At 71.9% G+C, this 13,653-nt stretch carries 15 protein-coding genes; 7 read left to right on the plus strand and 8 right to left on the minus strand.

From position 1 onward, the window contains the following. Position 1: 1 nt before the first annotated feature. Complete coding sequence (locus ABFX55_RS14120) at positions 2 to 661, minus strand: DUF47 domain-containing protein (protein WP_346121127.1); 660 nt, start codon at positions 659 to 661, stop codon at positions 2 to 4. Beyond that, positions 658 to 1,638, minus strand: a complete 981-nt coding sequence (locus ABFX55_RS14125; protein ID WP_346121129.1) for an inorganic phosphate transporter — start codon at positions 1,636 to 1,638, stop codon at positions 658 to 660. The genes ABFX55_RS14120 and ABFX55_RS14125 overlap by 4 nt, the downstream gene beginning before the upstream one ends. Before the next feature lie 352 nt (positions 1,639 to 1,990). Between ABFX55_RS14125 and ABFX55_RS14130 the strand changes: the two genes are divergently transcribed. Next, on the plus strand, positions 1,991 to 3,160 hold the full coding sequence (locus tag ABFX55_RS14130) for an ABC transporter substrate-binding protein (RefSeq protein ID WP_346121130.1): 1,170 nt from the start codon (positions 1,991 to 1,993) through the stop codon (positions 3,158 to 3,160). A gap of 67 nt (positions 3,161 to 3,227) precedes the next feature. On the opposite strand, the gene ABFX55_RS14135 is transcribed toward ABFX55_RS14130, so the two are convergent. From ABFX55_RS14135 to ABFX55_RS14145, 3 genes are all read right to left on the minus strand, one after another. Further along, positions 3,228 to 3,686 (minus strand): hypothetical protein, encoded by a 459-nt coding sequence (locus tag ABFX55_RS14135; RefSeq protein WP_346121132.1) that lies wholly within the window; start codon positions 3,684 to 3,686, stop codon positions 3,228 to 3,230. Between the two features lie 101 nt (positions 3,687 to 3,787). After that, on the minus strand, positions 3,788 to 4,858 hold the full coding sequence (locus ABFX55_RS14140) for a DUF6745 domain-containing protein (protein WP_346121134.1): 1,071 nt from the start codon (positions 4,856 to 4,858) through the stop codon (positions 3,788 to 3,790). A 138-nt stretch (positions 4,859 to 4,996) separates the two neighbouring features. Further along, complete coding sequence (locus ABFX55_RS14145) at positions 4,997 to 5,572, minus strand: TetR/AcrR family transcriptional regulator (protein ID WP_346121135.1); 576 nt, start codon at positions 5,570 to 5,572, stop codon at positions 4,997 to 4,999. 95 nt (positions 5,573 to 5,667) lie between these two features. Here ABFX55_RS14145 and ABFX55_RS14150 point away from each other — a divergent pair, with 95 nt between their 5' ends. From ABFX55_RS14150 to ABFX55_RS14175, 6 genes are all read left to right on the plus strand, one after another. Then, positions 5,668 to 6,585, plus strand: a complete 918-nt coding sequence (locus ABFX55_RS14150) for an NmrA/HSCARG family protein (protein ID WP_346121137.1) — start codon at positions 5,668 to 5,670, stop codon at positions 6,583 to 6,585. Continuing rightward, positions 6,582 to 7,460 carry a TIGR03620 family F420-dependent LLM class oxidoreductase gene (locus tag ABFX55_RS14155; protein WP_346121139.1) on the plus strand — a complete coding sequence of 293 codons (879 nt, stop codon included), beginning with the start codon at positions 6,582 to 6,584 and terminating at the stop codon, positions 7,458 to 7,460. The genes ABFX55_RS14150 and ABFX55_RS14155 overlap by 4 nt, the downstream gene beginning before the upstream one ends. 52 nt (positions 7,461 to 7,512) lie before the next feature. Further along, complete coding sequence (locus tag ABFX55_RS14160) at positions 7,513 to 8,712, plus strand: aminoglycoside phosphotransferase family protein (RefSeq protein ID WP_346121141.1); 1,200 nt, start codon at positions 7,513 to 7,515, stop codon at positions 8,710 to 8,712. A 159-nt stretch (positions 8,713 to 8,871) separates the two neighbouring features. After that, positions 8,872 to 9,417 carry an ArsR/SmtB family transcription factor gene (locus ABFX55_RS14165; protein ID WP_346121143.1) on the plus strand — a complete coding sequence of 182 codons (546 nt, stop codon included), beginning with the start codon at positions 8,872 to 8,874 and terminating at the stop codon, positions 9,415 to 9,417. A 10-nt stretch (positions 9,418 to 9,427) separates the two neighbouring features. After that, the gene (locus ABFX55_RS14170) at positions 9,428 to 10,648 is read left to right on the plus strand and encodes an MFS transporter (RefSeq protein WP_346121144.1); all 1,221 of its coding nucleotides are present in this window, start codon (positions 9,428 to 9,430) and stop codon (positions 10,646 to 10,648) included. Positions 10,649 to 10,656: 8 nt separating this feature from the next. Beyond that, entirely contained in the window at positions 10,657 to 11,310 is a 654-nt protein-coding gene (locus ABFX55_RS14175; RefSeq protein WP_346121146.1) for a class I SAM-dependent methyltransferase, read from the plus strand. A gap of 24 nt (positions 11,311 to 11,334) precedes the next feature. Here ABFX55_RS14175 and ABFX55_RS14180 read toward each other — a convergent pair whose 3' ends face one another. From ABFX55_RS14180 to ABFX55_RS14190, 3 genes are read right to left on the minus strand one after another with little or no spacing between them, the layout of a single operon-like run. Continuing rightward, a complete protein-coding gene (locus ABFX55_RS14180) occupies positions 11,335 to 12,303 on the minus strand; it encodes an ABC transporter permease (protein ID WP_346121148.1) in 969 nt (322 codons plus the stop codon). Between the two features lie 19 nt (positions 12,304 to 12,322). Then, the gene (locus tag ABFX55_RS14185) at positions 12,323 to 13,249 is read right to left on the minus strand and encodes an ABC transporter ATP-binding protein (RefSeq protein WP_346121150.1); all 927 of its coding nucleotides are present in this window, start codon (positions 13,247 to 13,249) and stop codon (positions 12,323 to 12,325) included. After that, positions 13,246 to 13,644 carry a GntR family transcriptional regulator gene (locus ABFX55_RS14190; RefSeq protein ID WP_346121152.1) on the minus strand — a complete coding sequence of 133 codons (399 nt, stop codon included), beginning with the start codon at positions 13,642 to 13,644 and terminating at the stop codon, positions 13,246 to 13,248. The genes ABFX55_RS14185 and ABFX55_RS14190 overlap by 4 nt, the downstream gene beginning before the upstream one ends. Positions 13,645 to 13,653: the final 9 nt, after the last annotated feature.

The following is a 13,653-nucleotide window of genomic DNA, read 5'->3' on the forward strand; positions in this document are numbered from 1 at the left end:
CTCAGTGGCTTCGTTTGAGCATCGCGTCGGCGAGCACGTCGGCGGCCTCCCCGAGCCGGCGCCCCACGGCGTCGAGGCGCGACAGCAGCTCCCTTTCGCGCAGAGTGTCCATCTCCAGCGATCCGGCGAACAGCTCGGTGAGCCGCGCCTGGTAGAGCTGCCGGACCCGGCTGCAGGACTTGCGCGTGGCCAGGACGGCCACGGTGACCGAGCCTGGATCGTCGAGCATCTTCGCCACCGCGCTCTCCAGCTCGTCGAGGCCGTCGATCACGGCCAGCAGCGGCTCGACCGCGAAGGTGAGGTCCCGCGGTCCGAACAGGTCGCTCTCGCGCACGTAGTCGCGCAGGTGGTCCAGGACGTCGTCGATCGAGCGGGAGAGCCTGAACAGGTCCTCCCTGTCGATGGGGGTCGCCAGTACCCGCCGCAGAGCTCGCACGAGTTCGGCCCGCGCGGCGTCGCCCTCGTGCTCCACCACCGCCATCCGGGTACGCGCGGCCGACCGCCCGGTGGCGCCGAACGCGGTCGAGTGGGCCAGGACGGCTCCTGCCCTCGCGACGGCGACCTGGCCGCGGACCAGGTTGACCACCCGCCGTCCCGACCGGCCGCGCAGATCGTCCCAGGCTCGCACGAACCGCTGGCGGCGCCCGCCCAGGCGGCTCACAACAGCCTCAGCCCAAGGCCTGCCAGGCAGCCCAGCGTCATCGACGAGGGCAGTGTGAGCAGCCATGCCGTGCCCATGGTGAGCACACCCTGCCATCGCACCTTCCTGGCTCCTTCGCTCGTCGCCACGCCGACGACTCCCGCCGTGACGGACTGGGTCATGCTCACCGGGCTGTCCAGGGCCGAGCTGCCGAGGACGGCGGCAGTGGCCGCCGTCTCGGCCGAGACGATGTGCAGCGGCCTGGTGAGGACCAGACCGCGGCCCAGCCGCTCTCCCACGCGCGTCAGGCTGGTCATGGAGCCGGTGAGGAAGAGCAGCGTGAGGGCGGCCATCCACGCCGGCGGCACGTCGACGGGCCCCACTCCGCCGAGTCCTTCGCGGCCCACGCCGACGGCGACGCTCACCACCGCGACCATCTTCTGGCCGTCGTTCACCGCGTAGGCCGCGCACTGTGCCGTGTAGGCCAGCAGGTGGGCGGCGAGCACGAGCCTGGGCATCCGGCGGCAGGAGGGCACCCGCCGCGACATGGCTCCCAGCAGGTAGCCCAGGACCAGCCCGGCCAGGGGCGCTCCGGCTCCGACGGCGAGGACCGCGCCGAGGCCCGACCATGACACCGGGAGCCCCGCGCCGAGCCCCGCGCCCGTGATGCCGCCGATCACCGCGAGGGTCAGGCTGGTCGGCAGCCCCCTGCCGGTCAGGACCGCGACCACGGCCACCGCCGTCAGCACGCCGGCCAGGAACGCCATCGCGCCGCCGCTGGTCCCGAGCCCCGCGAGCCGCTCGGTGAAGGTCCGCGCCACGGAGACCCCCAGCACGTACGGGCCGGCGAAGAGCGTCGCCACGAGAATGACGGCGACGGCCCATCCAGGCGAATGGGGAAACCTCAGCCCGAGGCCGATGAGGGTGGCGCCGTCGTTGGCTCCGCTGATCAGCACGAAGAGGATCGCCACGGCGGCGAACGCCAGCGTCCACCCCATCAGCGGAGGAGGCGCTGGTCTGCCACGGTCGGGTTGACGCTCGGGCGTCGTGGAACGGGCCTTCGCGCCGGGGGGGAGCGGCGCCCATGGAGTGCGTCGATACGACCAAGGCCGAGTAAGCCCACACGCATGATGTCTCCTCGTCCTGAGGCCTCCAGTTCTAGATGAACAACAGATGAACAGTCAATACTTTGTCCTGACATAAGGACGATTTGCCAGGCATCTGATTCAGTAGGTCAGTATGTCTTGACAACCTATGGGCTCGCGTTCATCGTTGGGCCCACTGCGGTGCCGGATCCGGGGCTCTGGGCGGCGCATACGACCCCCGACAGGCAAAAGGAGTGACGCCATCGTGAGGCGTACCCGGAAGCTCATCCCAGTGGCGCTGATGGCGCTGGCCGTCGCCGGATGCGCGCCCTCCACGGGCGCCGGCGTGACACCGGAGACGAAGGCGGCCGAGCCGCTGCCCGGCCCCTCGGTCGACGCGAACTTCAGCCTGGACACGCTGGTGGCCGCCGCCAAGAAGGAGGGCAGCCTCGTGGTCTACGACTCCAGCGGAGACATCGAGGAAGTGGCCAAGGCGTTCACCGCGAAGTACGGCATCGCGATGGAGGGGGTGAAGTCCGACACCCCGCAGACCGCGGAGAAGATGACCAGGGAGCACGCCGCGGACAACGTCACCATCGACGCGGCGATGTACGAGGACGGCGGCGTCCTGGTGGGTCAGTTGATCCCGCAGGGTGTGGCGCGGACATGGGTGCCCGCCGACCTGAAGGACCAGATCCCGGCCGAGAACCACAGTCCGCTGCTCGCGCTGTCGAAGGCGACGATCTTCGCCTACAACACCAGGCTCTCGCCCGGGGGATGCCCGGTGAAGAACGTGTGGGACCTGACCGAACCCGAGTGGGCCGGCAAGCTCGTGATGCAGGATCCGCTGGGCAAGCCGACCGTGTTGTCGTTCTTCACCCAACTGGACGCCCACGGCAACCAGGCCCTGGAGCAGGCCTACCAGGCGAAGTACGGCAAGGCGCTGGAGGCGGGGGAGAGGAGCGCCGCCTACGAGTGGATCAAGCGGATATCGGGCAACAGGCCGGTGTTGACCGGATCCGATGAGGACATCTCGGGCGCGATAGGCGCGCCGAGCGCCACCGAGAAGAAGATCGGCTTCATGTCGATCTCGAAGTTCCGCAACAACGAGGACAAGGGGTACGCCCAGTCGGCGTGCGAGGGGATGCAACCGTTCGTCGGCTTCAGCTACCCGAAGTACGTCGCCATCGCGGCCAAGAGCAGGCATCCCAACGCCGCCAAGCTGTACGTGCACTTCATCATGACCGAGGAGGGGGTCAGGCACGAGATCGGCGAGGGCGGCGTCTCGGGCAACGGCACCGTCAAACCGCTGGTCACCCCGCCAGGCCTCGCCGACTGGAAGGGCCAGCTCTTCCACACCGATCCCAAGGGCCTGCTCGGAGACCTGCAGAACCGCCAGACCGTCTCCGACTTCTGGCGCCTCAACCACGGCTGACCGCCGAGGGCGAAGGTGGGCGCGCGGCCGGGTCGGCGGCCGCGCGCCCAGACGTGGAGGGACGAGATCAGTCGGCGATCAGACGGTGACCACCGCCGCCCCTGAGCGTGAGGCGGTGGTCGAACTCGCGCTGGCGGCGCACCACGTACGCGCCGGGCGTGAACCCGGTCGCGCCGTGCTCGGGGTGCAGGAGGTAGACGGGTGTGCTGTTGCGGAAGACGCCGAGCGCGAGCCGGAAGGTGTCGCGCACGTCGGTCGTCCAGGTGCAGGTCCCGGGGTCGGCGACCAGGCTGTGGGGGTTGCCTCCCGCCGCGCCGCGCAGCAGTTCGAGACCGGTGGCGGGCACGTCCTGCCAGCGCGCCCAGTCCCTGACGGTGACGGCGGCGCCGACCAGCCGCAGCGGGACGACGAGGAGGTCACCCTGGGCCTGGAGCCCTTCGATGACGGGGATGGCGACCTGCCGCTCCAGGTGCTCCAGTACGGCCAGGCCGGTGCGGTCGGACAGGGTGGCGAGGTTGACGGTCATGGGTTCTCCTTTCGGGTGCGTCGGGTTCGTGTGCGCGAGTTTCGTGTGTGTCGGGTTCGTGTGCGCCGGGTTCGGGCGCGCGGGTTTCGGGTGCGTCGGGTTCATGTGCGTCGGGCCAGCTGGGCGTAGTGATCGGTGGACAGGCCGTAGGTCCATGCGGCGGCGGCGACGGGGTCGTCCAGGTGGTCGGGGACTCCGAGGCCGTAGCGCCGCCGCCGGCCGTCCCGCTCCACCGAGCCGTTGGTGGCGAGCAGGACACGGGCGCGGCGGCCCCACACCGTGCCGGGCAGGTCGTACAGCAGCAGGTCGAAGCCGGGATTGCCGGGGTCGCGCGCGGTCGCGACCAGGCGCAGCCCCGCCTGCTCGATGTAGACCTCCCAGCCGAGGCGCTCGATCGCGCAGCGCCGTACCTCGATGTTCGGCTCCTGGGCGATCCTGTCGGGGGTCGGGTCGGAGATCACCCACCACGGCACCCTGGTGCCGCGCCATGCGTGCACGCTCCAGCCGTCGGCGTACGCCACGGCAGGGCCCTGCTCGCTGTGAAGGCGCTGCTCCTCGGTTCTCACCGAGACCGGCCGCAGGGAGACGACGCACAGCTCCTCCATGGGCCACCACCAGCCGCAGGAGCGGGCCAGCGTCGCCCACAGGTCGAGCTGCCCGTTCAGGCCTCTGAAGGTGCGGCCGCCGATCCGCCGCCAGGCGTCGTAGTGGGCGACCCAGTACGCGTCGTGCTGGCCGTACCAGGTGAGCCTTTCGGCCATCGGGAGCGCCAGCCGCAGGGGCGTGCAGACGCCGTCCCTGACGAAGTCACGCAGCGGGTCGCGCACCTCGGCGTCGAGAGGGTCGGGCTCGCCCTGTCCCCACGACAGCGCCCACGGATGGCCCACCCGTCGGTCGAGCGCCTCGCGCAGCTCGGAGCCGAGCGTGGCCAGGCGGGGCGCGATCGAGAGGGTCTTGACGAAGTCGCGCATCGGGATGCCGGCAGGAACGAACTCCATCGCGGCGTTCGGGGAGTCGACCCAGAGGAAGCGCGGCGCGGGCCGTCCGGCTCGTTCGTACAGTTCGGAGATCGCGGCCTCGGCGGCCGTCTGGTCGGCGGGCAGCGTCGACAACGCCCAGCCCAGCCATTCGTCACGGATGTCGGCGGCCTGCAGCCGCCGGGGGACGCTCACAGAGCGCGGGCGACATCGCCCCTTTCAATGATCATGCCTAAGAGGATGACAGCTCCCGCGCCCTCGCCGCAAGAGGCCCCCGCCGTGCGCCGGCGGTCCGCCGACACGGGTCGCGGTTCTCCATGGGGTGAGGAGAGGTCAGGCGAGCACGCCGTTGATCGCGAGGGCGAGCAGGCGATCGGCCTCGGCCGCACCGCCAGGCTCCTGCTCGGTGGCCAGTGAGATGGCGCTGACGAGCTTGAGCAGATCGACGATCGCGACGCCTTCGCGTACGGCGTGCGCCCGGCGCGCACGCTCCAGCAGGTCGCCGCCGGCGTTCACGATCATCGTGTGGCAGTTGGCGCCCATCGCCGGGTCGCCTCCCAGCAGTGACGCGGCCAGCCCTCGGTTGGCCGCCGCATGCGTGCCCACGGCCCGCAGCCACGCGACCAGCGCGGGAGCCGGGCCGAGCTGCGCGCCCAGCTCGCCCGCCTTCGCGCAGAGGGCCTCCACCCTGCCGCTGAAGACGGCCTCCAGCAGCGACTGGCGGGAGGGGAAGTGCCTGTGCAGGGTGGCCGAGCCGACCCCCGCGTGCCGGGCGATCTCCTCGAGGGACGCCTCCGCTCCGTGCTCGGCGATCGCCGTCTCGGCCGCGGCGAGGATCCGGTCGCGGTTACGGCGCGCGTCCGCGCGCATCGGCCGTCCGGCCTGCGCGGCTGTGGTGTCTGGGGACATCGGCTCTCCACTGGACTTGCTAAAACGGGGTGGCCCTCCATATCTTAGCGACGACACAAGCGGGGGCCCACCCCGTTTATGGGAAGGGCGTGATCATGGAGAAGACCATCGTCGTCGTCGGCGCGACCGGGCTGCAGGGCGGCGTCGTGGCGAGGCGTCTGCTGGCAGGCGGCCGGCGGGTGCGGGCGGTGACCCGCGACCCCGCGGGCGCCCCGGCGAGGGCCCTGGCCGAGGCGGGAGCGGAGGTCGTACGCGCCGAGATGGGCGACCTCGCCTCCCTGGTCGCCGCGGCCGAGGGCGCCCACGGCCTGTTCAGCGTCCAGCCGACCGTCGGCTCGCCGGGCACCCCGCCAGGCTTCACCGCCGATGACGAGGTCCGATGGGGCGTCAACGTGGCCGAGGCGGCGCGCGCCGCCGGCGTCAGGCACCTCGTCTACGCCTCGGTGGCGGGTGCGGGCCGCCACGCCGACGAGGTGCTGCCGCGCAACGTGCTGAGCAAGGCGCGCGTCGAGCGGCGCGTCGCCGAGCTCGGCCTGCCTGCGACGATCCTGCGCCCCGTCTCCTTCATGGAGAACTACACGGGCGGGTACCACCTGCGCGACGGCGCCGTGGCCACCGCTTTCGCGCCCGACGTTCCTCAGCAGATCATGGCGGTCGACGACGTCGGCGTGTTCGCCGCTCTGGCCTTCGCCCGCCCGGCGGAGTGGATCGGCAGGGCCGTCGACCTGGCAGGGGACGAGCTGACCCCACGGCGGATCGCCGAGGCGATCGGGGAGGCGATCGGGCGGCCCGTGCCGTACGAGCAGGTGCCGATCGAGGTGATCAGGCAGTACGGCGAGGACTTCGCCTTCGCCTACGAGTGGCTCAACGAGCGAGGGTGGAGAGCCGACATCGCGGCCGCGCGGCGGCTCCACCCCGGCCTGACCGACCTGCGCGCCTGGCTCGACAGGGGAGGCGCGGCCGAGATCGAGGCGTTCTTCGCCGCCGAGCGCGCGGCGAGGCAGGACGCGTGAGAGACGAAGGGCCCGCTCTCGGGCGCGCGGGAATCTGGGCGGGCGACCTGGACAGCTGCTCCGTGGCGGATGTACGCGAGGCGGCGGCGGCGATCGAGGACGCCGGCTACGGAGCGCTGTGGTTCCCCGAGACGACAGGGCGCGAGGCCATGGCGCAGGCGGGGATCCTGCTGTCCGCCACCCGGCGGATCGCGGTGGCGGCGGGCGCCGCCGACATCTACGCGCGCGACGCGGTGACCACCGCGGCCGGGCAGCGCACCCACGACGAGGCCTTTCCAGGACGCTTCCTGCTCGGGCTCTGGGAGAGCCACCCCAGCCTCGCCGAAGACGTCCGCGGCCATCGCTTCGGCTCCCCGCGCGAGACCATGCGCGCCTACCTGGACGCGATGGACGCGGCCTCCGCCGGGCCGCCGACCGGGGCCCTGCCGCGCCGCGTGCTCGCCGCGCTGGGCCCCGACCTGCTCGCTCTCGCCCGCGAGAGAGCGTGGGGCGCGCATCCGCTGGGGATGCCGGTGGAGCACACCAGGAACGCCAGGGCCGTCCTCGGGCCCGACGCGCTGCTGGCGGTCACCCAGCTCGTCATCCTGGATCCCGGCCGCTCCGGCTCCGTCGACCTGGCCAGGTCGTACGCCGCCGCGCTCCTGCCCAACCGGCGCGACCTGCTGGAAGATCTCGGCTTCGAGGACGTCGACGCCCTCGGCGACCGGCTGGTCGACGCGCTGGTGGTGCGAGGGCCCGCCGGCGACATCGCTCATCGCGTGCAGGAGCACCTCGACGCGGGGGCCGACCACGTGGCGCTCTTCGTCCTCACGGCCACCCCCGCGATCCCGCCCATCCGGCAGTGGCGCGCGCTCGCGCCACTCGTCCTGGGCTGAGGCCCGCGGATATTCGGTCGCCGTCGCCGTGCGGGCTCGTCAGACTGGCGGGATGGATCGGACGGTGACGGCATGGGTGACCTCGGGTGACGACTACCTCGGCGTCGTCGGGCCCTTCGCGGTGGACGTGGCGTGGTGGTCGGAGGTCGAGCCCGTCGTCACGCACGTGCGAGGGGTGCTCGGGGTCGAGGTGGTCGTGCTGCGCCTGCTCCACGTCGACGGCGGGGGAGGCGGCCGCGACGGTCATGTGACCTACCACGTCGAGGCGCTCCAGCGGCCCGCGCCCTGGCTGCTCGCGCCGGTCCCCGTCGACGAGTCCGCGTTGGCGGGGCAGGAGGAGCTGCGCTCGCCGTGGGCCAGGGCGGAGGGGCTGCGGGAGGCGCTCGGCTGGGCCTCGGACATGCTGGCCGCCGCGGGCCGCCCGGTGACAGGGCCGATCAGGCAGCGCAAGACCTGGAACCTGGCGGGGCTGTTCCGCCTGCCCACCGATCAGGGCCAGGTCTGGCTGAAGACCACCCCCCGATTCGCGGCCGACGAGGCCGCGGTGATCGGCGCCTTCTCGGAGCTCGACCCCGGCCTGGCGCCCGGAGTCGTGGCGTCAGGGCCGAGCAGGCTCCTGCTCGAACACCTGCCGGGCCAGGACTGCTGGGACGCGCCTGCCCCGATCATCACCAGCGCGGTGACCCGCCTGGTCGCCGCGCAGGCCGCGCTCGCCCGTCAGGCGGACGGCCTCGCGCCCCAACTGCGGGACCTGCGCGGGCCCGTCATCGCCGACCGGGTCCTCGACCTCCTCGACGGCGCGGCCGCTCGCGAGCTGACCGGCGAGGAGGTGGCGGCCGCGCGGCGGCTGGCGGGACGGTGGCCCCTCCTCGAGGAGTGCGGCCTGCCCGACACGATCGTGCACGGCGACTTCCACCCGGGCAACTGGCGCAGCGACGGCGGCCCGCCGGTCGTGCTCGACTTCGCCGACGCGCACCTCGGCAACCCGGTGCTGGACGGGCTGAGGGCCCGCGACTTCCTGCCCGCGGCCGAAGGGGCCCGCGCCGCGAAGACGTGGGCCGAGGCCTGGAGGTCCCACGTGCCGGGCTGCGAGCCCGAGTCGGCGCTGAGCATCGCCGAGCCGCTGGCCCACCTGGCCTACGCCGTGCGCTACCAGGAGTTCCTCGACGGCATCGAACCCTCCGAGCGGATCTACCACCTCGGCGACCCCGCCGCAGCCGTCCGCGCCGCCCTGCGCTGCGCGGCCGGCTGAGCGAGACCCGCCGCTGATCCGCTCCACGGTCGGCGGCGGTCCCACCCACGACGAGGACGCCACGGTCGCGGCTGACGCCGCCCGCACCATGGGCACGCCCATCGTCAAAAAGCCAAAGAGTTCTTTGACACTTGCATATGCCAAAGCTATCTTTGACATATGGAGATCACCGATCCACGGGCCATGCGCGCGCTGGCCCACCCCCTGCGGCTGGACCTCATCGACCTGCTCGGCCGCATCGGGCCGGCCACGGCGGCGGTCTGCGCCAGGCACCTCGGCTCGACCCAGGCCTCGTGCTCCTTCCACCTGCGCCAGCTCGCCAAGTACGGCTACGTCGTCCAGGCCGAGAGCGAGGACCAGCGCGAACGGCCATGGCGGGTCGTGGACCTGCGGCAGTCCTGGTCGGCGAGCGCGGGCGGCGTCGCGGCGGCCGAGCTGGAGCGGGTCTTCGTCGAGCGCGAGGCCGTCAGGCTCCTCGACTGGTCCCAAGCCCGCCCCGACGCCCCCGAGGAGTGGCGCGCGGCGGCGTTCCTGAGCGGGGTCACCGCGCCCCTGACCGCCGGGGAGCTCGAGGAGGTCGGCGAGCGCCTGCTCGAGGTGCTGGCGCCGTACATCGCACGCACCACCGGTCAGGCCCCCGTCCCAGAGGACGCCAGATTCGTCCGGATCCTGCTGACCGGCACCCCCCTGCCCGAAGACTCGTGAGAGGCCGGACGTGACAGCTCTCCGCAACCCGCTCTTCCGAAGGCTCCTGGCCGGCGACGCCGTCTCCAGCTTCGGCAGCAGCGCGCTCTACCTCTCCCTCGGCATCTGGGCCAAGGACCTGACCGGCTCCGACTCCGCCGCGGGGCTGGTCTTCCTCTGCCTCGCCTTACCCGGACTGTTCTCCCCGCTGTACGGCCACGCAGTGGACCGCGTCCGCCGCAAGCCGCTGCTCATCGCGATGAACGCGGCGACGGCCCTCATCGTGCTGCCCCTGACCCTGATCGACTCCGCCGCCGAGCTCTGGATGCTCTACGCCGTGGCCCTCGCCTACGGGGTCGCGTTCTCGGTCCCCGCCTACGGCGCCCTGCTGAAGGACATCCTCCCCTCGGCCGAGGCCGCGAGCGCCCGCGCGGCTCTGATCACGGTACGGCAGGGCGTCCGCATCGCTTCCCCCATCGTCGGCGCCGCCGTCTACCAGGGCTTCGGCGGAGGAACGCTCGTCGTCGTGACAGCGGCGACCATCGTGACGGGGACCTCGTTCCTCCTCTCCATCAAGGTCGTCGAGTCCGAGTCCGAGCCCGAGCCCGCCGGCCGGCCCTTCCTCAGTGCCGTCACCGCCGGATTCAGGTACCTGTGGAGCGTGCCGCTCCTGCTCAGACTGACGCTCGCCGAGACGATCTTCATGGCGACGGCGGGCCTGATGGACACCGCGGTGTTCGCGGCCATCGACCGCGGCCTCGGACAGCCCGCCGCCTTCTTCGGAGTCCTCACCACCATCCAGGGCGCGGGCTCGGTCGTCGGCGGCGCGCTGGCGGGCCTGCTGGTCAACCGGCTCGGCGAGGCTCGTGGCTCGAGCGTCGGCTACGCGGTCTTCGCCGTGGGAGCCATGGCCTTCCTGGTGCCGTCTCTTCCCCTCTTCCTCGCCGGAGCCATGATCTACGGCCTGGCCATCCCCCTCTTCAGCGTCGCCCTCGGCACCGCCCAGCATCTGTACGTCCCCGCCAGGCTCCAGGGCCGCGTCGGCGCGGCCGGCGGCATGCTCTCCAACCTGACCCAGTCCGTCTCCATCATCACCGGCGCGGCCCTGGCCGGCGTCGTCGACTACCGCGTGATGTACGGAATCATCGTCGTGACGGGGCTGGCGTGCGCCGCGTTCATCCTGCTGCGCCCCGCGCCGACGCCCGGCGTCACCCCATCCGTCGCCGACGACGCAGCCCTCGCTGCTGCATGATCGTGTCCATGACCGAACAGGACCTCCTCGCCGCGACCCGCGCCGCCTACGACGCCGTCGCCGCGCGATACGCCGAGTCCATCCCTGAGCGTTACCGTTCCAGCCCGCTGCACCACGGGATGATAGGCGTCTTCGCCGAGCTGGTCACGGCCTTCGGCGACGGCGACGGTCTGGTGGCGGACGTGGGGTGCGGCCCCGGCCACGTCACCGCGCACCTGCGCTCCCTCGGCGTCACCGCGTTCGGTGTCGACCTGTCGCCCGAGATGATCGCGATCGCCCGCGACGCCCACCCCGGGCTGCGTTTCGAGGTCGGGCTGATGGAGGCGCTCCAGGTGGAGGACGCCTCCCTGGCCGGGGTGCTCGCCAACTACTCGATCATCCACACCCCTCCCGAGCGGCTCCCGGTCATGCTCGCCGAGTTCCGCCGCGTACTGTCGCCCGGTGCCCATCTGCTGCTCGGCTTCCCTGCCTACGACGGCCCGGTCGAGCCGGCCGAGGCGTACGATCACGCCACATTCCCCGCCTACCGGTACTCACCCGATCGCGTGGCCGAGTTGCTCCTCGCGGTCGGGCTCACCGAGGTGGCGCGGCTGGTCGTCGCGCCGGGGGAGGACCCCAAGCGGGGCTTTCCCGGGGCATTTCTCCTCGCCCGCAGGGTGTGAAGGGGCTGCTGGTGCCGGGCGCCCTCAGATGCGGGGCCGAAGGGTGCGCCGGACGGCGACGCCGCCGAGCGCGAAGGCGGGCAGGAGCAGGATTCCCGCCTCGGTCCATTGGAAGCGCCAGAACCTGCTCTCGGGATGGAACAGAAGGACCTGCCGATAGCCGTGGTCGAAGGAGCACGCGGCGTACGCCTTGGTCGTCTCGTCTATGCCACAGGGGACGGCGAGCGCGAGCTGCCGATCGGCGGAGGTGCGCTTCATGCCGTTCCCGTCGGTCCAGTAGCTGTCCACCATCAGGGCCGTGTCCGGCACGAGATCACTGCCGGCGGCGGTGGTCTGCACGAACCGCTCAGGCGTCGCGTAGAAGCGCGGGGCCGAGAGGAGCCCGAAGAACGCCAGCGCGCACACCGCCAGGGTCACCGCCATCGCCGGCAGCGTCCGCCTGATCAACGCGCCCGCGGCCACGCCGAGCACGAACGCCGACAGCCACCACGCCGCGGGGCCGATGCCGACCAGGCGGAACCAGTTCGTGTTGAAGAAGTTGACGGGAAAGGTGGAGCTGTCGAAAACGGCCAGCCACGCGTCGACGATGCCGCTCAGCGCCATCCCGCCCAGCGTGACCGCGGCGCCGAGCCCACCCACCTTGGCGATCAGCCAACGCCGCCGCGTCACCGACTGGGTCCAGGTCAGCTGATCCGTACCGTGCTCGAACTCCCTGGCCAGCAGGGGAGCGCCCCAGAAGGCGCCGATCATCGCCGGAGCCAGCAGCGGAAGCCACCCGACGAGATCACCCACCGCCCGCATCCACTCCATCATCCCCGCGGTGTAACCAGCGCAGGCGCGAGAGCCCGACACGCAGTCGGCCGGCGGAGGGTTCCTGGCGTCGAAACCGGCCGCGCCCAGACCGTTCACCAGCAGGAGCGCGCCGAGTACGGCCAGCAGCGCCACGGTGACCAGCACCTGCATGCGATGCTGCCGCCACGTAAGCCACAACACGTCGATGTCTCCTCAGCGATCAGGAACGGGTCAGGGTCGGGCGGGGCAGCACGGCGGCGTCCGGGCGGCGCAGGTAGGCCAGCACCAGTTCCTCCAGACCCACGGGGCGGGCCTCCCATCGCGGGTCGAGCAGCGTCGCTCCCGCGCCGGTGCGGGCCAGCAGGGCCGCGTGCCGCTCGGTACGGCTGTCGCTGATCACCGGCATCCGGGCCGCCATCCCGTCGGCGAGCCCGACGGGGCCCGACAGCAGGTGGTGGGTGGCGAGCAACTCGTCGATCTCGCCGCTGACCTGCACCTGACCGCGATTGAGCACCACCAGCCAGTCGCAGGTGTCGTTCAGGTCGGACACCACGTGGGAGGAGAGCACGACGCTCATCCGGGTCTCGGCGACCGCCGTCATCAAGGAGCGCATGATGTCGTGCCTGGCCAACGGATCGAGGTTGGCCAGGGGCTCGTCCATGACCAGCAGGTCAGGTCGCTTGGCCAGGGCGACGGTCAGCGCCACCTGCGCCTGCTGGCCTCCCGAGAGCCTGCCGACCCTGCGGCGCGACGGAATGTCGAGCTCCGCCAGCCGCTGCCGGGCCAGGGCGTCGTCCCACCGAGGGTTGAGCTGCCGTCCGAAGCGGAGCATCTCGGCGACGGTGAAGCCGTCGTAGAGCGGCTTGTCCTGAGCGAGGAACGCCACCCGCGCGAGGGCCGACGCCCGCTGCCCGACCGGTTCGCCGAAGACGCGCACGCTCCCGTGAGTGGCTTCGATCAGGCCGACGGCCAGGCGCAGCAGCGTGGACTTGCCCGCGCCGTTCGGTCCGACCAGCGCGACCACCCGGCCCGCGGGGATGGACAGCGAGCAGTCGCGCAACGCCCAGGCGCCCCGGTACCGCTTGGCGAGCCCCGTGGCCTCCAGGGCCGTCGTACCCGGCGGGGGCGCGGCGAACTCACCTGTCATGCGATGTCCTCCCGGAGGGAATCGGTGAGCACGGAGGTGAACAGCGCCTGCATGTCCTCGTGGTCGAGGCCCGCCTCACGACAGCCGCGCACCCATCGAGCGAGATCGCGGCGGTGCGCGGTGTGGTCGGCAGTGAACCCGCCGCCCAGGGACCGCTGTACGAACGTGCCGAGCCCGGGCCGACCGGCGACCAGGCCCTCACGCTCCAGCTCGCGGTAGGCCTTGGCCACCGTGTTCGGGTTGATCGCGAGGTCGGCGACGACCTCTTTGATCGTCGGAAGCTGATCGCCCGGCATGAGCACACCCAGCCGCAGCGCCTGTTTGACCTGATGCACGAGCTGGAGGTAGGTCGCCACCCCAGAGCCCGGATCGAGGCGAAGCTTGATCACCGCCATACCCTTTCA

Source organism: Nonomuraea roseola, from assembly GCF_039535395.1.
GTDB classification, from domain to species: domain Bacteria; phylum Actinomycetota; class Actinomycetes; order Streptosporangiales; family Streptosporangiaceae; genus Nonomuraea; species Nonomuraea roseola.